The organism is Agromyces mediolanus, from assembly GCF_014648575.1.
Taxonomy (GTDB): Bacteria; Actinomycetota; Actinomycetes; order Actinomycetales; family Microbacteriaceae; genus Agromyces; species Agromyces mediolanus.
In genome coordinates this window covers 1,438,218-1,457,255 of record NZ_BMRJ01000001.1, presented here as the reverse complement: position 1 = coordinate 1,457,255, position 19,038 = coordinate 1,438,218, and the positions used below count along the sequence as shown (strand labels likewise).

The window sequence follows — 19,038 nt, the reverse complement described above, 5'->3', positions numbered from 1 at the left end:
TCAGTCGCGCTTCGCGGCGCCGGGCTCGGCGGGAGCGTCCGAGGCATCCGCGCCGGCGGCCGCGGGCTCGCCCGCGTCGCTCGACTCCGCGGCGCCCTCGGCCTCGGCGCGCTCCTCGGCGTCGAGCTGCTCCTGCACCTGCGCACGGTAGTTCGTGCGGCGGATGCGGCGGGTCATGTCGAGGATGAGCAGCAGCACCGCGACGGCCACGAGGAAGGTGACGACGAAGCCCATGACGCCGGGCGTCACCGTGTTCGGGTCGAACTCCTCCTTCTCTGCCGCGACGACGACGGCGGAGAGCGCGGGAACGGCGGAGGACAGGAACATCGGGATCCCTTCAGGGGGCGGCGTTAGGCTGGATGCAGCCTAGTCGATCCACCTCGAAGGAGCCCGAGTGAGCCCTGCCGACGCCGCGGCATCCGCCCCGAGCGACGAACGGTCGCCCGCCGATGCCGACACCCCCGCGGCGCCCTCCGAGGCGATCGAGGCCCGCTACGGTCGCACGAAGCGCAACCGATCGCGCGACCGGCTGCTGCTCGTGCTCGGCGGCGCCGCCGTCGCGATCGTGCTCGTCGCCTGGGTCGTGTGGGCCGGACTCGACGGCAGCAAGCCGCAGATCCAGGCGACCGACCTCGGCCACGTGCTCCAGCCCGACGAGCGCGCCGTCGAGGTGACCTGGCAGCTCTCGGTGCCCGCGGGCAACGAGACCGCGTGCATCGTGCAGGCGTTCAACGAGGACTTCACGGTCGTCGGCTGGAAGGTCGTCGAGATCCCCGCCTCCGACAAGCCGATCCGCGAGTTCACGGAGACGGTGCGCACCGCGCAGGAGGCGAACACCGGTTTGATCAACCGGTGCTGGCTCACCTAACATTGGAGATTCGCTCCGGCATCCGCCGGGGCGACACGTCTATTCCGGACGCAGTTCCGAACAGGAGTGTGCACCATGGCGCAGGACGCCACCGTCACCTGGCTGACCCAGGAGGCCTACGACCGGCTCGCCGCCGAGCTCGAGCACCTCTCCACGCACGGTCGCGAGGAGATCGCCAAGCGCATCGAGGCCGCTCGTGAAGAGGGCGACCTCAAGGAGAACGGCGGCTACCACGCCGCCAAGGACGAGCAGGGCAAGCAGGAGGCGCGCATCCGTCAGCTCGCCGAGCTCCTGAAGCACGCCGAGGTGGGCGAGGCGCCCGCGTCGAAGGGCATCGTGGAGTCCGGCACCGTCATCACGGCCGTCATCGCCGGCGACGAGGAGACCTTCCTCATCGGCAGCCGCGAGATCGCGGGCGACTCCGAGCTCGACGTGTTCAGCGAGCAGTCCCCGCTCGGCGCCGCCATCCTCGGCCTGAAGGTCGGCGAGAAGACGAGCTACGAGGCGCCGAACGGCCGCGAGATCGCGGTCGAGATCGTGCGCGTCGAGACCTGGGGCGGCGAGTAGCCGACCCGGTCCACGGACGAACGGATGCCCCGGGCGAATCGCCCGGGGCATCCTGCGTCTGCGGCGCTCGCGCGTCGCGAGCCGGTCGTCAGTCGTCGAGGACGACGGGCGCGTAGCCCGCGCTGCGGAGCACTTCGACGACCTGCGTGCGATGCTCGGGGCCGCGCGTCTCGACCGAGATGTCGATCTCGACCTCGGAGATCTGCAGACCGCGGCCGTGCCTCGTGTGCAGCACCTCCACCACGTTCGCGTGCGAGCCGGCGAGGAGCTCCGCGATGCGCAGGAGCTGCCCCGGCCGATCGGGCAGGCCGACGCGCACCGTCAGGTACCGGCCCGAGGCGGCGAGGCCGTGCGAGATGACGCGCTGCATGAGGAGCGGGTCGATGTTGCCGCCCGAGAGCATCGCCACGACGGGCCCCTCGGACTGCACCGCACCGGTGAGGAGCGCCGCCACCGACACCGCGCCGGCCGGCTCGACCACGAGCTTCGCGCGCTCGAGCAGCACCAGCAGGGCGCGGGCGATGTCGTCCTCGCCGACGGTGACGACCTCGTCGACCGCCTCGCGGATGATGCGGAAGTTCAGCTCGCCCGGCCGGTACACCGCGATGCCGTCGGCGATCGTGGGCAGCACGGGCACCTGCACCGGCTCCCCCGCGTCGATCGACACGGGGTACGGGGCGGCGTTCGCCGCCTGCACGCCGATCACGCGGATCGTGCGCCCCTCGGCGGCGGCCTTCTGCTTCGCGGCGCTCGCGATGCCCGCGGCGAGCCCGCCGCCGCCGATCGGCACGACGATGGTCGCGGCGTCGGGCACCTGGTCGAGGATCTCGAGGCCGAGGGTGCCCTGGCCGGCGACGACGTCGGGGTGGTCGAAGGGCGGGATGAGGACGGCCCCGGTGCGCTCGGCGTACTCGATCGAGGCCTGCTGAGTTTCGCCGAAGGAGGCGCCGGCGAGCATGACGTCCGCGCCGTACGCGCGGGTCGCCTCGAGCTTCGGCAGGGCGACGCCGACGGGCATGAAGATGGTCGCCTTGATGCCGAGCTCGCGGGCGGCGAAGGCGACGCCCTGCGCGTGGTTGCCCGCCGAGGAGGCCACGACGCCGCGCTCGCGCTCCTCCGGGCTCAGGCTCGACATGCGGTGGTAGGCGCCGCGGAGCTTGTAGGAGCCGGTGCGCTGCAGGTTCTCGCACTTCAGATGCACGGGGGCGCCGACGACGCGGGCGAGGTAGCGGGAGGACTCCATGGGCGTCTCGCGGGCGACGCGGGAGACGATCCCGCGGGCACGCTCGAAGTCGGCGAGCCCGGGGCCGGGGAAGGTGATGGTCACGGGGTGGGTTCTCCTCGTTGGAAGCCGGGACGCTGCGGGACGGTGCGCCAGAGCGGGGAGGTCGCGTCGGAGTCGGCGGGCGGGCTGCCGCGCTTCCAGTCGCCCTTCGCGATGTACGCGATCATGACGTTCGCGACGGCGGCGATCGGCACGGCGAAGAGGGCGCCTGGGATGCCGGCGAGCAGCGATCCCGTCGCGACGGCGATCACGACGCCGAGCGGGTGCACCTTGACGGCGGTGCCCATGATCAGCGGCTGGAGCACGTGCCCCTCGACCTGCTGCACGAGGAGCACCACGCCGAGCATGATGAGCGCGATGACCCAGCCGTTGTACACGAGCGCGACGAAGACGGCGAGCGCGCCCGTCGCCACGGCGCCGACGATGGGGATGAAGGAGCCGAGGAAGACGAGCACCGCGATCGGGATGGCGAGCGGCACGCCGAGCAGGAGCGCGCCGAGGCCGATGCCGACCGCGTCGATCGTCGCGACGAGGATCTGCACCTTCACGAAGTTCTGCAGCGTGGTCCAGCCCGCGCGTCCGGCGCCGTCGATGGCCGCGCGGCCGCGACGCGGGAAGATGCCGACGAGCCAGCGCCAGATGCCGCGGCCGTCGATGAGGATGAACAGCGTCGCGAACAGGGCGAGCAGCATGCCCGCGAGGAAGTGCCCGAAGCTCGAGCCGACCGAGAGCGCCCCGCTCCACAGCACGCCCGAGTCCTGTTGGATCGCGGTGACGGCCTGGCCGACCCAGTCGTTCAGCTGCGCCTCGGTGATGTGGAACGGCCCCTCGAGGAGCCAGACCTTGAGGTCCTCCCAGGCGGTGAGCGACTGCGCGGCGAGTTCGTCGGAACCGCGCGCGATCTGCCAGATGCCGAGCGTCAGCAGCCCGCCGACGACGGCGAGCATCGCCAGCATCGCCGTCGTGACGGAGAGCCACTTGGGCCAGCGGTGCCGCTGCAGGAACTGGCTGAACGGCACGAGCAGCGCCGAGAGCAGCACGGCCACGAGCAGCGGGATCACGATGAGCCGGAGCTGGATGACGAGGAAGATCACGACCGCGACGACGCCGCCGACGAGCAGCAGCCGCCAGGACCAGGCCGCGGCGAGCCGCATGCCGTAGGGCACGCCCTCGCGGGCGTCCCGTTCGTCGGGAGCCTCGTGCTTCGTCGCCTCCGCGTCGGCCGCTCGCGACCGTCGCAGGAACCTGCCTCGAGCCCGCCCCTTCGAGTCCTCCATCGCTCCAGTCTAAATGCGGCCTATTCCGGCACCGGCATGCGGGCCCGGCCGGGCCGGGCCTGGCCTGGCCCGGCCTGGGCTGGCCTGGGCGAACGCGACGCGACTCGGCGGATGTCGGCGGCGCCCGGTAGCCTCCCGACATGGTCGACACCGTCAGCCCCGCGCTCGCCCGCCGCATCGCGCTCGCCGCGCAGGGCATCGGCAAGCCGGTCTTCGAGCCGGGCGAGGCCGCCGGCCCGCGAGCGATCGGCGGCGTGGTCGACCGGCTCGGCCTGCTGCAGATCGACTCGGTGAACGTGTTCGAGCGCAGTCACTACCTCCCCGCCTTCAGCCGCCTCGGCCACTACGACCGCGGGGCGCTCGACCGGCTCACCTACGGCCGGCGCGGCCGCACGGTCGAATACTGGGCGCATCAGGCGGCCTTCATCCCGCGGCGGCTCTGGCCGCTCTTCGAGTTCCGCCGAGCCGAGTACCGCGACCGCGGCGAGGATTGGGGCGGCTGGGTCGCCGACGACCGCGGCCTCGCGGGGTGGCTGCGGTCCGAGCTCGCGGCGAAGGGCCCGCTGCGCGCGAGCGAGATCGAGCACGACGCGAACGAGCGGCGCGGGCCCTGGTGGGGCTGGTCCGATGTCAAGCGCACCCTCGAGATGATGTTCCGCACCGGTGACGTGGTCTGCGTCGAGCGGCGGCGCTTCGAGCGCGTCTACGCGCTGCCCGAGCAGGCGCTGCCCGCCGAGCTGATCGACTCGGCGCCGCCCGAGCCCGATGCTGTCCGCGAGCTCGTCGAGCTCGCGGCATCCGCCCTCGGCATCGGCACCGAGGCCGACCTCGCCGACTACTGGCGCATGAAGCGCGCGCCGGTCCGGCGCGCGATCTCCGAGCTCGAGGAGGCGGGCGTGCTCCTGCCCGTCGAGGTGCCGGGCTGGCGCACCGGCTCCAAGGCGACGCCGAGCTGGCTGCACCGCGACGCCCGCCGTCCGCGCCGAATCGAGTCCACCGCGCTGCTGTCCCCCTTCGACCCGGTGGTGTGGTTCCGGCCGCGCACCGAGCGCATGTTCGACTTCCACTACCGCATCGAGATCTACACGCCCGAGCCGCAACGGGTGTTCGGGTACTACAGCCTGCCGCTGCTGCTCGACGACCGCATCGTCGGCCGGGTCGACCTGAAGAGCGATCGACAGGCCGGCGTGCTGCGCGTGCAGTCCGCCTGGGTCGAACCGGGTGCGCCCGAGGAGACGGCGGCGAGGCTCGTGCCGGTGCTGCGACGCGCCGCCGCCTGGCAGGGACTCGACGAGGTCGCGGTCGCGGGTCGGGGCGACCTCTCCCCCGCGATCGAGGCGGAGCTCCGCTCGGCCTGAGCGGATCCCACGCGGCAGAGAGCGGAGCTCGCGGGCCCGCACCCGCGCGCGCCCGAATATCCGCACGTCATCGTGCGTCTTGCAATAGTGTGTGATGCACAGTATCGTGTGAGTCATGAGCACAGACGATCTCACCGCCGGCCACCTCCAGGAGCTGCGCCGCGGCACCGTCGTGCTCGCCTGCCTCATCCGCCTGCGCACCGCCGACTACGGCTACGCCCTGCTCGAGTCGCTGAACGCGCTCGGCATCACGGTCGACGCGAACACCCTCTACCCCTTGCTGCGCCGGCTCGAGAAGCAGGGGCTGCTCACGAGCGAATGGAACACCGACGAGGCGAGGCCCCGCAAGTTCTACCGCACGAGCCCTGCCGGCGAACGTCTCGCCGAGACGCTCACCGGCGACTGGAAACTCATCGACGCGGCGCTCTCGCGCCTGACGGGAGACGACTCATGACCGCCACGCTGACCGACCGCTACGTCTGGGCGGCCGCCCGCAGTGTGCCCGAGGCCCAGCGCCGCGAGCTCGAGCGGGAGCTGCGCGAGCGCATCGGCGACGAGACCGACGCCCTGCTCGATCAGGGCTCCTCCCCCGAGGAGGCCGAGCGCGCGGTGCTCACCGAGCTCGGCGATCCGGTCGCCCTGGCCGCCGGCTACGTCGACCGACCGCTCCAGCTCATCGGGCCGCGCTACTACCTCACCTGGTGGCGGCTGCTGAAGCTGCTGCTCGCCATCGTGGTGCCGATCTCCGCCGTCGGGGTCGCCCTCGGCAAGGCGATCTCGGGCGCCCCGATCGGCGACGTGATCGGCTCGGCGGTCGTCGTGTCGCTCTCGGTCGTCGTGCATATCGGGTTCTGGACGACACTGGTCTTCGCCGTGCTCGAGCGCTCGCCCGCCCCCGAGGGCAAGCGCGGCCTCGACGCGCTGTGGACGCTCGATCAGCTGCCCGCGACCGTGGAGCCCGTGCGCACCTCGCGACTCGCGGATCTCATCGCCGCGGTGTTCTTCCTCGTGGTGTTCGCCGTCGCCATCGTGTGGCAGCAGTTCGGCATCCCGTGGGTTCCGCAGCTCGAGTCGGTGCCGCTGCTCGACCCCGCGCTCTGGAGCTTCTGGCTGCCCTACTTCATCGCCATCATCGGGCTCGAGATCCTCTTCGCCGTCGCCGTCTACGCGATCGGCTGGACGTGGTGGCTCGCCGGCGTCAACGTGCTGCTGAACCTCGCGTTCACAGTGCCCGCCCTCTGGCTCCTCCTCGAGGGCCGCCTGTTCAACCCGGACGCGCTCGCGGCGATGGGCTGGCCCTGGGGCGACGCCGGGCCGATCGTCGTGGCCGTCGCGGTCGTGACCGTCGTCGGCGTGGCGATCGCCGATGTCGTCGACGGCGTGGTGAAGACCTGGCGGGCGAGCCGGGAGCGCCGCACCGCCGCCTGAGCAGCGGCTACTTCGGCTGCATGCGGATGGCGCCATCGAGGCGGATCGTCTCGCCGTTCAGCATCGGGTTGCGCACGATCGCGCGCACGAGATCGGCGTACTCGGCCGGTGAGCCGAGCCGCGAGGGGTGCGGCACCTGGGCGGCGAGTGAGTCCTGCACCTCCTGCGGCATGCCCGCCATCATCGGCGTCTCGAAGATCCCGGGCGCGATCGTGACGACGCGGATGAGCAGCTTCGAGAGGTCGCGCGCGAGCGGCAGCGTCATCGCCGCGACCCCGCCCTTCGAGGCGGAGTAGGCGGCCTGCCCGATCTGCCCGTCGAAGGCCGCGACGGACGCCGTGTTCACGATGACGCCGCGTTCGGCGGTGGCCGGTCCGCCCGCGACGCCCGCGGAGACCGGCTCGGTCTCCGCCATCGCGGCGGCGGCGAGCCGGGTCACGTTGAACGTGCCGATGAGGTTCACCCGGATGGTCCGCTCGAACACGTCGAGCGGGGCGGGCCCCTCCCGGCCGACCGTGCGGTTGCCGGTGGCGATGCCCGCGCAGTTCACGGCCACGCGGAGCGGGGCGAGTGCGCTCGCGGCCGCGACCGCGGCGCGCACCTGCGCCTCGTCGGCGACGTCGGCGGCGACGAAGCGGGCGGTGCCGCCGAGTTCGGCGACGGCCTCCTCGCCACGGGGCCCCGGCAGGTCGACGAGCACGACGGACGCCCCGCCGTCGACGAGGGCGCGCGCGGTGGCCCGGCCGAGGCCGGAGGCTCCGCCGGTGACGATCGCTGAAGTGCCGGTCAGTTCCATTCCTGGGTGGTCCCTTCGTCGTGTTCGGATCGGGCGGCGCAGGCTCGTCGCCCGGAGCGGCGAGCGCTCAGGACGTCGTCCGCTCGATGATCATCGCGTTCGCCATCCCGCCGCCCTCGCACATCGTCTGCAGCCCGAAGCGTCCGCCGCTCGCCTCGAGCTGGTTCACGAGCGTGGTGAGCAGGCGCGTGCCCGAGGAGCCGAGCGCATGCCCGAGCGCGATCGCTCCGCCGCGCGGGTTGAGCTTCGTGGGGTCGGCGCCGGTGTCGGCGAGCCAAGCGAGCGGGACGGAGGCGAAGGCCTCGTTGACCTCGTAGGCGTCGATGTCGTCGTGATCGAGGCCCGCTCGCTCGAGCACGCGGGCCGTCGCCGGGATGACCCCGGTGAGCATCGTCATCGGGTCGCTGCCGACGACGACGGAGGCGTGGAAGCGGGCTCGGGGCGGGAGCCCCAGGCGTTCGGCGGCGGCCCGGCTCATGATGAGCGCGGCCGAGGCGCCGTCGCTGAGCGGTGAGGAGCTGCCGGCAGTGATGCGCCAGTCGAGCTCGGGGAAGCGGTCGGCGAGCTCGTCGGTGCGGAATGCCGCCGGGAGCCCGGCGAGGCCTTCGACGGTCGTGCCCGGCCGGACGGTCTCGTCGCTCAGGCGATCGATGCCCGGCACCGGCACGAGCTCCGTGGCGAAGGCGCCCGACTCGGCCGCCGCGGCCGCGAGCTCGTGCGAGCGCGCGGCGTAGGCGTCGAGCCGCTCCCGGTCGAGGCCCCAGCGCGCCGCGATGAGCTCGGCGGCGACGCCCTGGTTGACGAGGCCCTCCGGGTACCGGGCACGCAAGCGCTCGCCCTGCGGGTCGGCCCCCTGCAGCGAGGAGCCGAGCGGCACCCGGCTCATCGACTCCACGCCGCAGGCGATCACGATCTCGGCCTGTCCGGCGAGCACCGCCTGCGCGGCGAACGCCACGGCCTGCTGGCTCGAACCGCACTGCCGGTCGATCGTCGTCGCCGGCACCGTCTCGGGGAATCCCGCCGCGAGCACGGCGCTGCGGGCGAGGTTCATGGACTGCTCGCCGACCTGGCTGACGCAGCCGGCGATGACGTCCTCGACGAGCGCGGGATCGAGGTCGTTGCGCCCCACGATCGCGTCGAGGACTCCGGCGAGCAGGTCCACGGGATGCACGGCCGAGAGCATCCCGCCGGGCTTGCCCCGCCCGACCGGAGTGCGCACGACGTCGACGATGACGGCTTCGGTGCTCATGCCCTCAGCCTACGTCGCGGCCCCGCTCAGGGAACCGGGGCGATCTCGCGCTCGACGACCACCGGCACGCGCTCGGGGAGCACGATCGGGTGGCTGCCGGCCATCGCCTCGATGACGCGGACCACCTGGCAGGAGTAGCCGTACTCGTTGTCGTACCAGACGTAGAGCACGACGTCGGTGCCGTCGGCGATCGTCGCGAGGCCGTCGACGATGCCGGCGCGGTTCGAGCCGACGAAGTCGGTCGACACGACCTCGGGCGACTCGATGTAGTCGATCTGCTGGCGCAGCGGCGAGGTCAGCGAGGTCTGCCGCAGGAAGCCGTTCAGCGTCGCCTTGTCGGTCGGCCGCTCGAGCTGGAGGTTCAGGATGGCGAGCGACACGTCGGGCGTCGGCACCCGGATGGCGGAGCCGGTGAGCTTGCCCTCGAGCTGCGGCAGGGCCTTCGAGACGGCCTTCGCGGCGCCGGTCTCGGCGATGACCATGTTCAGCACGGCCGAGCGCCCGCGCCGGTCGCCCTTGTGGAAGTTGTCGATGAGGTTCTGGTCGTTCGTGAAGGAGTGCACCGTCTCGACGTGACCGCGGACGACGCCGTAGGCCTCGTCGATGGCGGCGAGCACCGGGGTGATCGCGTTCGTCGTGCAGGAGGCGGCGGAGAGGATGCGGTCGCCCGGCTCGATGACGTCGTGGTTGATGCCGTGCACGATGTTCTTGATGGCGCCCTTGCCGGGCGCGGTAAGGAGCACGCGGGAGACCCCGGTGGAGCGCAGGTGCTGCTCGAGGCCGGCCTCGTCGCGCCAGCGGCCGGTGTTGTCGACGACGATCGCGTCGCGGATGCCGTAGGCGGTGTAGTCGATCGACGCCGGGTCGTCCGAGTAGATCACCTGGATGAGCGTGCCGTTCGCGAGGATCGTGTTCGCCTCCTCGTCGACCTCGATGGTGCCCTGGAAGGGGCCGTGCACCGAGTCGCGGCGGAGCAGGCTGGCCCGCTTCTGCAGGTCGTTGTCGCTGCCGCGGCGGACGACGATGGCGCGCAGGCGGAGCCCCTGGCCGCCGCCGGAGTGGGCGATGAGGATGCGAGCGAGCAGACGCCCGATGCGGCCGAACCCGTAGAGCACGACATCGGTGCCCTCGGCCGGGGCCGCGTCGACGTCGACGAGGACGGGCGCGAGCTCCGCGCGCAGGAAGTCGGCGAGCGCGGCGGCGTCGTCGAGCTCACCGGCGGCGTCGGCGTAGCGGCTGACGAGGCGGGCGACGTCGATCGAGGCCGGGCCGGGGGCGATGTCGCGGAGGGCCTCGAGCACGCGCATGGTGTCCTCGAGGTCGAGCTCGACGTCGCCGGCCTGGCGCGCGAAGCGGTGCGCCTTCAGCAGCTCGACGGCCGAGCGGTTGATGAGCCGCCGGCCGTGGATGCTCGTGACCACGCCGTGGTCTCGGTAGAGGCCGCCGATGAGCGGGATCATCCGCTCGGCGAGCTCCTCTCGGGCGATCCAGTCCTGACGTCGGGCTTCGAACTCGTGGCTCACGTTGCGTCCTTCTCGGCCTCGCGCGCGCAGGTGGGCAGCGTCGACCGCACTCGAATACGGGGGTGTCTGGGATTGTACGGACCCGCGGAGTGGGAAGGACTGGACGCGGCGGCACCTCGGCCCGCCATCAGTGTACCGTGCGTCGAGCGTCGCTCAGTTCGCGCCGCGCGCGGGAGCCGCCCGCTCGCCGGCGGTCACCAGGCGGGCATGGCGGCGAGCATGGCGAGCATCGCGACGGCCATCAGCGGATGCCGCCACGCGGCGATGCCCGGCTCCTGACGGCGGGCCCGCGGCAGGTGCCGGAACGCCGCCACGGCGAGCGCGAGGGCCGCGACGAGGAGCAGCACCCCGAGCACCGGGCCGCCGTGCCCGCCGTGCGCTGCACCGCCGGGCGCCGTGACGGCGGGCTCCGTGACGGCGGCCGCCGCGGGCATCGCCATCCCGAACCACATCGCCGCCATCACGAGCGTCGAGCCGGCGTGCCAGGCGAGCTCGGCGCGCGCCGTGGCCGCAGTGCGACCGAGGAGGAGGCCGAGTGCGAGCAGGAGGAGCAGCGCGCCCCACGCGACCGGCGCGAGCAGGGTGCCGGGGAGCAGCATGTCCACCGCGGAGACCGCCATCGCGATCGCCGCGGGCACGACCCGCTTCGGCGCAGCGCGGCGCACGACGGCGAGGCCCGCGCAGGCGCCGGACGCCGCGGTGAGCCCGAGGGCGGCGGCGGTGAGGACGGGGGCGAGCACGCTCCCGACGCTAGCGAGCGCGGGGTGCGCACCGCAGTGACGCGGGCGCAGCGGCCTTGACCGCGAGCGCACCGACGCCCGGCGTGCCCCGTTCCGGGGCGGGTGCCGTGCCCGCGGGAGCCTGCTAAGCTCGCCGCTACGGATCGTATACAACGCAGTCGCGTTCCGAGCACATCGAGGTGAACCCGTGCACAGCTCCCCCGCCGCTCGTCCCGAGCAAGGCCCCGTCTCGACCATCCTCGCGCGTGATTTCTCCGCCTTCCGCACCGCCGTGAGCGACGCCTTCGTGCCGCTGCAGGTGACGAGCGAGCATCCCGACCCGTTCCGCGGCCTCATCCGTGCGGCGAACGTCGACGAGGTGCACGTGAGCGAGGTGCGGGCCACCGACCACATCGTCGAGCGCACCCCGGAGCTCATCGCCCGCGGCGACCGCGGCTCGTTCAAGCTCAGCCTCATGCTCGCCGGCTCCGGCATCCTGATCCAGGACAACCGCGAGGCGGTGCTGCGCCCCGGCGACCTCGCGGTCTACGACACCAACCGCCCCTACTCGCTCGTCTTCGACGCCGAGTTCCGCACCATGGTCGTGATGTTCCCGAAGCACCTCATCGACCTCCCCTCCGAGGTGGTGGGACAGCTGACCGCCGTCCGCATGGCGGGCGACGAGGGGCTCGGCGCGCTCGTCGTGCCGTACCTCACCCAGCTCGCCGGCAACCTCGAACAGCTGCACGGCTCCGCCGGCGTCCGCCTCACGCACAGCGCCCTCGACCTCGTGACGACCGTGTTCGCCCGCGAGCTCGACCTCGACCGCGAGGGCGGCGACCCGCACCAGGCGCTCATGCAGCGCATCCGCGCCCACATCGACGAGAACCTCGCCTCGACCGAGCTCGGGCCCGCCTCCATCGCGGCCGCGCACTACATCTCCACCCGGCATCTGCACGGGCTCTTCCAGTCGCAGGGCACCACCGTGTCGACGTGGATCCGCACCCGGCGGCTCGAGCGCTGCCGCCGCGACCTGATGAACCCGCTCTACGCCGACCGCCCCGTCGCGGCGATCGCGGCGCGCTGGGGCTTCGTCGACGCCGCGCACTTCAGCCGCGCGTTCAAGGCCGCCTACGGGCACGCGCCGAGCGAGCTCCGCGCCCGCTGAGCGCGATGCCCGCTTGCCGAGCGCGGCACGCGGATTGACCAGCCCCGCACGATCATGCCGCCGCCCTTGAGGCGGACTCCGGCCCGGGCCGAGCATGGCTCGAACACCGACCGGAAGGACGCAGCATGACCGACACCACCGCCCCGGTGAAGGGCGAAGAGGACTGGCACACCTACGACGAGTTCGCGGCGGGGATCGACACGTACCGCCTGCCGAGCGGCTCGCTCGCCGGCCGCCGGGTCGGGCTCTCGCTCGACGACGGCGAACGGCTCGAGCTCGCCTTCGACGAGGGCACCGTGCGCTGGACGGGCGGCGGCGCCCTCGCCCAGCAGGCGCCCGCCGTCGACCCGTACGACGCGGTCGAGGTGCGCGAGGGCGTGCACTTCGTGACCCTCCCCCTCGAGAGCCGCGAGCGCGAGTCGATCACGGTCGTGCTCTCCGCGCCGACGGGCCGCGCGATCGTCGTGCTCAGCCGCATCGCCGACGACGAGACGCCCGACGACGTGCCCCGGGTCGGCCAGACCTTCTGGGCCGCGACGATCGACGGCGTCGAGCCGAGCGGCGAGGCCCCCGGCCCGAGCCGCGACCTCATCGGCAAGCGCAACGTGTACCGCTACAGCCCCGAGCACCTCTACGAGCACGTCTACGTCTCGAGCCTGCGCTACGCGTGGCAGTGCCTCGAGGGCGTGCAGCGCGGGCACGGCGACATGGACCTCTCGACCGTGTGGAGGCTCGACGACGGGCTGTACCTGTTCTGCTTCCGCGAGTTCCGGATCGCCGTGGCGAGCGTGTGGCTGCACGACCTCGGCTACCAGCTCATGACGACGGGGAACTTCCTCGGCCTCACGGGCGACGGCCGCAGCGAGCACTCCAAGGCCGGCGGGCACGTCTACCCGCTCGGCTCGGTCGCGTACCCCGACGCGCAGCCGGTGTGACCGGGATGAGCAACGCGGAGATCATCCGGGCGCACTACGCCGCCTCCGACGCCGGCGACCTCGCGGGCATGCTCGCACCGCTCGCGGACTCGGTGCGCTGGACCGAGGCGGCGGGCTTCCCGTACGCCGGGACGTACGTCGGCCCGCAGGCGGTCGCCGAGCACGTCTTCGAGCGCATCCAGGCCGAGTGGGACGACTACACGCTCACGATCGACGAGGTCGTCGACGGCGGGGACACGGTCGTCGGCATCGGCACCTACTCGGGCACCTACCGCGAGACCGGCCGCTTCTTCGCCGCCCGCGTCGCGCACGTCTGGCGGCTCGCGGAGGGCCGGGTCACCGGCTTCGAGCAGTTCACGGACACCGAGCTGGTGAACCGGGCCATCCGCCCCGCCTGAACCGGCCAGCACCCGTCGCCGGCCCGCCCGCCCCCTCCGGAGCGGGCGGGCCGGGACCCGGCGCGCGCGTCTTCCCGCTCAGGCAAGCGTCGTGCGCTGCACGGCATTCCAGGGCGCACGGCGCCGCTGGAGACTGCATGCCACGCACCAACGTCGTTCCGTGCCCGGATCGACGACGGATGCCGCGGTCGACCCCGCGGCCATCGAGAGGCAGGATCCAATGAAGCATCACCTCCTCGGCGCGACGGCCCTCGCCGCCGCGACAGCGCTCGTGCTCGCCGGCTGCGCCGGCGGCGACTCCGGCGGCGGCGACGGCGGCTCGCCCATCGTCGTCGGCTCCGTCAACACGAAGAGCGGCCCCGCGACCTTCCCCGAGGCGAGCCTCGCCGCGGCCGCCGTCTTCGACGCCTTCAACGAGGCGGGCGGCCTCGACGGCCGGAAGATCGAGTACAAGTCCCTCGACGACAAGGGCGACCCGGCGAGCGCCTCCGCGGCCGCCCGCGAGATCGTCGGCAGCGACGAGGCCGTCGCCATGGTCGGCTCGGCGAGCCTCATCGAGTGCGAGATCAACGCGCAGTACTACGAGCAGGAGCAGATCCTCTCGATCCCCGGCATCGGCGTCGACACCGGCTGCTTCTCGACCCCGAACATCGCCCCCGCGAACGTCGGCCCCTTCAACGACATGACGCTGACGCTGTACTACGGCTCCGAGGTGCTCGGCCTCGACGACATCTGCGTGCTGCTCGAGATCGCCGGCTCCACCCGACCGACCTACCAGGCCGCGATCGACCGCTGGACCGAGGTCACCGGCAAGGAGCCGATCTACGTCGACGACACCGTGCCCTACGGCGCCTCGGACTACACGCCGTACATCGTGAAGGCCAAGGACGCCGGCTGCAAGGCCGTCGCCGTGAACCCCGTCGAGCCCGACGCCATCGGCCAGGTCAAGGCCGCCGCCGCCCAGGGCTGGGACGACGTGACCTGGCTCTACCTCACGAGCGTCTACAGCGAGAACTTCGCCAAGGCCGTCTCCGACGTCGGCGCCGGCGTGTACGTGCCCGCCGAGTTCTACCCCTTCACCGACGCCGAGAGCGACGTCAACAAGGAGTGGCGCGAGCTCATGGAGGCGAACGACATCCCGCTCACCTCCTTCAGCCAGGGCGGCTTCCTCGCCGCGAAGTACTTCATCGAGGTGCTCGAGGGCATGGACGGCGACATCACCCGTGAGTCGGTGACGAAGGCGCTGCACGACATGAAGCCGATCGAGAACCCCATGGTCGGCACGCCCTGGGTCTTCGGCACCGCCGACGCGCACCACGACAACACCGCCGGCTGGCCGATCAAGCTCCTGAGCGGCACCAACGCGTGGGAGTCCAACGGGGACGACTGGATCGTGATCCCGGAGTGAGCCGGACGGCGGGACCGGCCATCCCCCCGGCCGGTCCCGCCGTTCGCTCCCCGACCCCTCCCTGAACCCCGCAAGGAAGGAGCACGCCATGCTGCAGGGCGCGCTCGCCGGACTCGCCGCCGGCGGACTGTACGCGGTGCTCGCCGTGTGCCTCACCCTCATGTCGCGCCTCGTGCGCGTCGTCAACTTCTCGCAGGCCGCGACCGGCATGTTCGGCGGTTTCGTGGCCGTGTGGCTCGTCACCGAGACCGGTCTGCCGATCTGGCTCGGCTCGGTGCTCGGGGTGCTGCTGGCCGGCGTCCTGTCCGGCGTCATCGGCTGGATCGCGGCGACCTGGCTGTCCGAGGCGGACACGACCACCCGCTCGGCGATGACCGTCGGTCCGCTGCTGCTGCTCATCTCGCTCTCGTTCATCCTGTTCGGCAACAAGCCGCAGCCCTTCGCCTCGATCATCTCGGGGCCGGCGTTCACCGTCGGCGGGGTGGTGATCAGCCAGGTGACGCTCGTCACCGTGTCGCTCGCGATCGTCGTCGCCGTGGCGGTGCGCATCCTGCTCACCCGGACGGCGATCGGCACGCGGCTCCGCGCGCTCTCGGAGCGACCGACGACGGCGGAGCTGCTCGGCATCCCCTCGAAGCCCCTCTCGATCGCGGTCTGGGTCGTGACCGGGGTGATCAGCGCCATCGCGATCGTCGTCGTCGCCCCGACCCAGTCGAACGACGCGATCAGCCTCGCGATGCTGATCGTGCCCGCCGCGGCGGCGGCCCTGCTCGGCGGCTTCAAGCGGCTGGACCTCGCCGTCGTCGGCGGCCTCGTGCTCGGCGTGCTCTCGGGGCTCGTCGCGCAGATCGACGAGGTCTCGCTCATCCGCAACTTCCTGCCGTTCCTGTTCATCGTCGTGCTGCTGCTCTGGACGCAGCGCAAGGAGGTGTGGGATGCCGCACGCTGACTCCGGCCTCGCCCGCTCGCGCGCCCTGCGCTTCCTCTGGCCGCTCGCCGTCGCCGTCGTCGGCGTCGTCGCCGGCTACCTGCTGAGCGTCGGGCTCTCGGGCTACTTCGTCTTCCTCGCGGTCTCGGCCGTGACCGCGGCCATCGCGATCCTCGGTCTCGGCATCGTGACCGGCTCGGCCGGCATGATCGCGCTCTGCCAGCTCACCTTCGCCGCGGTGGGCGCCTGGGTGGTTTCGCTGTTCAACGTGCTCGAGGTGCCCGGCGGCTTCGTCGTCTGGCTGATCGCCGGCGGGCTCGCCGCGGGCGTCGTCGGCATCCTCGTGGGTCTGCCCGCGCTGCGGCTGCGGGGCGTCAACCTCGCCGTCGTGACGCTCGGCTTCGCCGCGGCGTTCGACGTGACGCTGCTGCAGATCCAGTTCCCCGGCTCGAAGGACGGCATCCCCGTGCTGCGGCCCGAGGGCTTCTCGACCGACCGCGGCTACTTCTTCTTCAGCATCATCGTGCTCGCGGTCTGCGGGCTCGTGGTGTTCTGGCTGCAGCGCGGCCGCTGGGGCTCGAGCTGGAAGGCCGTCGCGTTCAGCGAGCGCGGCACCGCCTCGGTCGGCCAGAGCGTGCAGCAGGCGAAGCTCACCGCCTTCGCGGTCTCCGCGGCGCTCGGCGGCATCTCGGGCGGCCTCCTCGCCGGTCAGGTGCAGCTGCCCTTCGCGTCGAGCTTCACCCCGCTGCAGTCGCTCGCGCTGTACGTGCTCGCGGTGATGAGCGGCGCGTACCTCATCGACATGGCGATCTTCGGCGGCATCCTCTGGGTGCTCGTGCCCGAGCTGCTCAAGCGCTGGGGCGTGCCGCAGGACTGGGGCTTCGTGATCTTCGGCGCCCTCGGCGTGCAGGCGCTCACGAGCGGCACGAACCTCGGCCAGGGCATCCGGAATCTCTGGTGGAAGCGCGCGGACCGCCGCGCCGCGGCCGCGCGCGAGGCGGCCAAGGCGGATGCCGCGGCGGATCGGGCCGCGGTCGAGCCGCCGGCCGAGGCATCCGCGCCGCCCGCCCCTCCTGCTGCGTCCGCGAGCGACGAGCCCGCGCTCTCCGTCACGGGGCTCACCGTGCAGTTCGGCGCGCTCAAGGCGCTCGACGAGGTGAGCCTCGAGGTGCCGGCCGGCAGCGTGATGGGCCTCATCGGCCCGAACGGCGCGGGCAAGTCGACGTTCGTCGACGCGATCTCGGGCTTCCTGCCGCACGCGAGCGGCACGGTGCGGCTCGGCGGCACGGCGCTCGGCCGGATGTCGCCGACGAAGCGCGCCCGCCTCGGGCTCCGCCGCACCTTCCAGCAGGACCGCGTGCCGCCCGCCCTCACCGTCGACGCGTACGTGCGCTTCGTCGCCCGCCGCCGGGTCACCGCGGAGGAGGTCGCCGAGGTGCTCGACTTCTTCGGCTGCCCGCCCGCCCGCACCCGGCTCGCCGGGGTCGACGTCGGCACGCGACGCCTCGTCGAGGTCGCAGCCAACGTGCTCGCGAAGCCGCGCGTGCTGCTGCTCGACGAGCCCGCTGCGGGCCTGTCGCACGAGGAGCACCTCGAGCTCGGGGCGCGCCTGCGTGAGGTGCCCGCCCGCTACGGCATGGCGATCGTGCTCATCGAGCACGATCTCGACCTCGTGCGCACGGTGTGCTCGACGCTCACCGTGCTCGACTTCGGCCGGGTGCTCGCGAGCGGCCCGCAGGACGAGGTGCTCGCGGACCCCGCGGTCATCAAGGCGTACATGGGTGAGACGGAGATGCTGTGAGTGCGTTGATCATCGACGACATCGCGGTGAGCCGCGGCGCGGGGCCCGTCATCCAGGGCGTGTCCTTCAGGCTCGAGCAGGGCCGGGTGACCGCGCTCGTGGGCCCCAACGGCGCTGGCAAGACGAGCCTGCTCGACGGCATCTCGGGAGTCGCGCCGATCTCGGCGGGCACGATCCGCATCGACGGGACGCCGATCGAGAAGCTCTCCCGGGTCGCCCGGGCGAAGCAGGGCATCGTGCACATCGAGCAGGGGCGGGCGGTGTTCCCCTCCCTGACGGTGCGGGAGAACCTCTCGCTCACCGCCCGCACGCCGGCGGAGATTGACGCCGCGCTTGCCCGCTTCCCGGAACTCGAGAAGCGCATCGACGCGCCGACCGCGCTGCTCTCCGGCGGGGAGCAGCAGATGGTGGTGCTCGCCCGCGCGTTCGCCGCGCGGCCCCGCTTCCTGCTCATTGACGAGATGTCGCTCGGCCTCGCACCCGTCGTGTTCATGCGGCTGCTGCCGATCGTCTCGGAGATCGCCGAGCAGGGCGTCGGGGTGCTCCTCGTCGAGCAGTTCACGCACCTCGCGCTCGGCCTCGCCGAGGAGGCGCTCGTCGTCGCGAGCGGCCAGGTGAGCTTCCAAGGCCCGGCCGCGACGCTCCGCGAGGACGCGAGCCTGCTGCATCGCGCCTACCTCGGCGGCGCCGCCGCCTGAGCGAACACCCGAGTCGCCCGACTTCCAAGGAAGCCGGGCGACTCGGGGTTCGTCACATGCCGGCGTGCTCGAAGGCGATCGTCGGCAGGTCGACCACGTGCGCGCCGCCGTCGGCGACGATCACGGAGCCGGTCATGTAGGAGGACTCCCCCGAGCCGAGGAAGCGCACGATCGAGGCGATCTCCGCGGGGGCCGCGGCGCGGCGCAGCGGCACGTCGGCGGTCACGGCCGCGTAGCCGGCCTCGCGCCCGCCGTCGAAGCCCGCGTGCTTGGCGAACTCGTCCATCTCCTCGTCGGCCATGGGCGTCTGCACCCAACCGGGGCAGACCGCGTTCACCCGCACGCCGTGGCGGCCGTAGTCGCGCGCGAGCGTGCGGGTGAGGCCGATGAGGGCGTGCTTGCCGACGGTGTAGCCGGCGACGGAGGGTCCGGCGAAGAGCCCGGCGAGGGAGGAGATCACGACGATCTGCCCCTTCGACTCGATGAGGGCGGGCAGGCTCTCCCTGGCCATCACGAAGGCGGTCGTGAGGTTCGCGCGCATCGCGGCCTCCCAGGCAGCGTCGTCGGTGTCGCCGACGGCGGCGAAGCCGTGGCCGCCCGCGTTCGCGACGAGCACGTCGAGGCGGCCGTGC

The 19,038-nt window shown here is 72.5% G+C and carries 20 protein-coding genes; 12 read left to right on the top strand and 8 right to left on the bottom strand.

From position 1 onward, the window contains the following. Entirely contained in the window at positions 1–327 is a 327-nt protein-coding gene (locus tag IEY71_RS06885; RefSeq protein ID WP_189084499.1) for a hypothetical protein, read from the bottom strand. Positions 328–394: 67 nt separating this feature from the next. Between IEY71_RS06885 and IEY71_RS06880 the strand changes: the two genes are divergently transcribed. Together IEY71_RS06880 and greA are read left to right on the top strand one after the other, a co-directional pair. Next, the gene (locus IEY71_RS06880; RefSeq protein WP_189084498.1) at positions 395–868 is read left to right on the top strand and encodes a DUF4307 domain-containing protein; all 474 of its coding nucleotides are present in this window, start codon (positions 395–397) and stop codon (positions 866–868) included. Positions 869–943: 75 nt separating this feature from the next. After that, entirely contained in the window at positions 944–1,435 is a 492-nt protein-coding gene (gene greA / locus IEY71_RS06875) for a transcription elongation factor GreA (RefSeq protein WP_189084497.1), read from the top strand. 88 nt (positions 1,436–1,523) lie between these two features. On the opposite strand, the gene ilvA is transcribed toward greA, so the two are convergent. Both ilvA and IEY71_RS06865 read right to left on the bottom strand, forming a co-directional pair. After that, entirely contained in the window at positions 1,524–2,762 is a 1,239-nt protein-coding gene (gene ilvA / locus IEY71_RS06870; protein WP_189084496.1) for a threonine ammonia-lyase, read from the bottom strand. Then, on the bottom strand, positions 2,759–3,997 hold the full coding sequence (locus tag IEY71_RS06865; RefSeq protein WP_189084495.1) for an AI-2E family transporter: 1,239 nt from the start codon (positions 3,995–3,997) through the stop codon (positions 2,759–2,761). Before IEY71_RS06865 ends, ilvA begins: the two co-directional genes overlap by 4 nt. Positions 3,998–4,137: 140 nt before the next feature. Here IEY71_RS06865 and IEY71_RS06860 point away from each other — a divergent pair, with 140 nt between their 5' ends. From IEY71_RS06860 to IEY71_RS06850, 3 genes are all read left to right on the top strand, one after another. Continuing rightward, positions 4,138–5,355 (top strand): winged helix-turn-helix domain-containing protein, encoded by a 1,218-nt coding sequence (locus IEY71_RS06860; RefSeq protein WP_189084494.1) that lies wholly within the window; start codon positions 4,138–4,140, stop codon positions 5,353–5,355. A 115-nt stretch (positions 5,356–5,470) separates the two neighbouring features. Beyond that, positions 5,471–5,809: a PadR family transcriptional regulator gene (locus IEY71_RS06855; RefSeq protein WP_189084493.1), complete on the top strand. Its 339-nt coding sequence runs from the start codon at positions 5,471–5,473 to the stop codon at positions 5,807–5,809. Then, a complete protein-coding gene (locus tag IEY71_RS06850; protein WP_189084492.1) occupies positions 5,806–6,783 on the top strand; it encodes a permease prefix domain 1-containing protein in 978 nt (325 codons plus the stop codon). The genes IEY71_RS06855 and IEY71_RS06850 overlap by 4 nt, the downstream gene beginning before the upstream one ends. Before the next feature lie 7 nt (positions 6,784–6,790). On the opposite strand, the gene IEY71_RS06845 is transcribed toward IEY71_RS06850, so the two are convergent. The 4 genes from IEY71_RS06845 to IEY71_RS06830 all read right to left on the bottom strand — a co-directional run bounded on the left by IEY71_RS06845 (position 6,791) and on the right by IEY71_RS06830 (position 11,091). Further along, positions 6,791–7,579, bottom strand: a complete 789-nt coding sequence (locus tag IEY71_RS06845; protein ID WP_189084491.1) for an SDR family NAD(P)-dependent oxidoreductase — start codon at positions 7,577–7,579, stop codon at positions 6,791–6,793. A gap of 67 nt (positions 7,580–7,646) precedes the next feature. Further along, on the bottom strand, positions 7,647–8,828 hold the full coding sequence (locus tag IEY71_RS06840) for a thiolase family protein (protein ID WP_189084490.1): 1,182 nt from the start codon (positions 8,826–8,828) through the stop codon (positions 7,647–7,649). A gap of 26 nt (positions 8,829–8,854) precedes the next feature. Next, positions 8,855–10,351: a glyceraldehyde-3-phosphate dehydrogenase gene (locus IEY71_RS06835; protein WP_189084489.1), complete on the bottom strand. Its 1,497-nt coding sequence runs from the start codon at positions 10,349–10,351 to the stop codon at positions 8,855–8,857. 194 nt (positions 10,352–10,545) lie between these two features. Continuing rightward, positions 10,546–11,091 carry a hypothetical protein gene (locus tag IEY71_RS06830; protein ID WP_189084488.1) on the bottom strand — a complete coding sequence of 182 codons (546 nt, stop codon included), beginning with the start codon at positions 11,089–11,091 and terminating at the stop codon, positions 10,546–10,548. 187 nt (positions 11,092–11,278) lie between these two features. On the opposite strand from IEY71_RS06830, the gene IEY71_RS06825 reads away from it, so the two are divergent. The 7 genes from IEY71_RS06825 (at position 11,279) to IEY71_RS06795 (ending at position 18,406) form a co-directional block, all read left to right on the top strand. Then, a complete protein-coding gene (locus IEY71_RS06825) occupies positions 11,279–12,238 on the top strand; it encodes an AraC-like ligand-binding domain-containing protein (protein ID WP_189084487.1) in 960 nt (319 codons plus the stop codon). Positions 12,239–12,363: 125 nt separating this feature from the next. Then, the gene (locus tag IEY71_RS06820; RefSeq protein WP_189084486.1) at positions 12,364–13,173 is read left to right on the top strand and encodes a MoaF C-terminal domain-containing protein; all 810 of its coding nucleotides are present in this window, start codon (positions 12,364–12,366) and stop codon (positions 13,171–13,173) included. A 5-nt stretch (positions 13,174–13,178) separates the two neighbouring features. Then, complete coding sequence (locus tag IEY71_RS06815) at positions 13,179–13,571, top strand: nuclear transport factor 2 family protein (RefSeq protein WP_189084485.1); 393 nt, start codon at positions 13,179–13,181, stop codon at positions 13,569–13,571. A gap of 220 nt (positions 13,572–13,791) precedes the next feature. Then, positions 13,792–14,979, top strand: a complete 1,188-nt coding sequence (locus IEY71_RS06810; protein WP_189084484.1) for an ABC transporter substrate-binding protein — start codon at positions 13,792–13,794, stop codon at positions 14,977–14,979. Between the two features lie 88 nt (positions 14,980–15,067). Beyond that, entirely contained in the window at positions 15,068–15,928 is an 861-nt protein-coding gene (locus IEY71_RS06805; RefSeq protein WP_189084483.1) for a branched-chain amino acid ABC transporter permease, read from the top strand. Further along, on the top strand, positions 15,915–17,708 hold the full coding sequence (locus IEY71_RS06800; protein ID WP_189084482.1) for a branched-chain amino acid ABC transporter ATP-binding protein/permease: 1,794 nt from the start codon (positions 15,915–15,917) through the stop codon (positions 17,706–17,708). The genes IEY71_RS06805 and IEY71_RS06800 overlap by 14 nt, the downstream gene beginning before the upstream one ends. Next, positions 17,705–18,406: an ABC transporter ATP-binding protein gene (locus tag IEY71_RS06795; RefSeq protein ID WP_189084481.1), complete on the top strand. Its 702-nt coding sequence runs from the start codon at positions 17,705–17,707 to the stop codon at positions 18,404–18,406. The genes IEY71_RS06800 and IEY71_RS06795 overlap by 4 nt, the downstream gene beginning before the upstream one ends. A gap of 52 nt (positions 18,407–18,458) precedes the next feature. Here IEY71_RS06795 and IEY71_RS06790 read toward each other — a convergent pair. Then, on the bottom strand, positions 18,459–19,038 hold a 580-nt coding region (locus IEY71_RS06790; RefSeq protein ID WP_189084480.1), incomplete at its 5' end, for an SDR family NAD(P)-dependent oxidoreductase.

Bases quoted from the DNA above. Each gene is read 5' to 3' on its own strand.
- IEY71_RS06860 (WP_189084494.1), top strand. From the start codon at position 4,138: ATGGTCGACACCGTCAGCCCCGCGCTCGCCCGCCGCATCGCGCTCGCC.
- IEY71_RS06820 (WP_189084486.1), top strand. From the start codon at position 12,364: ATGACCGACACCACCGCCCCGGTGAAGGGCGAAGAGGACTGGCACACC.
- IEY71_RS06805 (WP_189084483.1), top strand. From the start codon at position 15,068: ATGCTGCAGGGCGCGCTCGCCGGACTCGCCGCCGGCGGACTGTACGCG.
- IEY71_RS06850 (WP_189084492.1), top strand. From the start codon at position 5,806: ATGACCGCCACGCTGACCGACCGCTACGTCTGGGCGGCCGCCCGCAGT.
- IEY71_RS06810 (WP_189084484.1), top strand. From the start codon at position 13,792: ATGAAGCATCACCTCCTCGGCGCGACGGCCCTCGCCGCCGCGACAGCG.
- IEY71_RS06855 (WP_189084493.1), top strand. From the start codon at position 5,471: ATGAGCACAGACGATCTCACCGCCGGCCACCTCCAGGAGCTGCGCCGC.
- IEY71_RS06840 (WP_189084490.1), bottom strand. From the start codon at position 8,828: ATGAGCACCGAAGCCGTCATCGTCGACGTCGTGCGCACTCCGGTCGGG.
- IEY71_RS06885 (WP_189084499.1), bottom strand. From the start codon at position 327: ATGTTCCTGTCCTCCGCCGTTCCCGCGCTCTCCGCCGTCGTCGTCGCG.
- greA (WP_189084497.1), top strand. From the start codon at position 944: ATGGCGCAGGACGCCACCGTCACCTGGCTGACCCAGGAGGCCTACGAC.
- IEY71_RS06815 (WP_189084485.1), top strand. From the start codon at position 13,179: ATGAGCAACGCGGAGATCATCCGGGCGCACTACGCCGCCTCCGACGCC.
- IEY71_RS06800 (WP_189084482.1), top strand. From the start codon at position 15,915: ATGCCGCACGCTGACTCCGGCCTCGCCCGCTCGCGCGCCCTGCGCTTC.
- IEY71_RS06845 (WP_189084491.1), bottom strand. From the start codon at position 7,579: ATGGAACTGACCGGCACTTCAGCGATCGTCACCGGCGGAGCCTCCGGC.
- IEY71_RS06865 (WP_189084495.1), bottom strand. From the start codon at position 3,997: ATGGAGGACTCGAAGGGGCGGGCTCGAGGCAGGTTCCTGCGACGGTCG.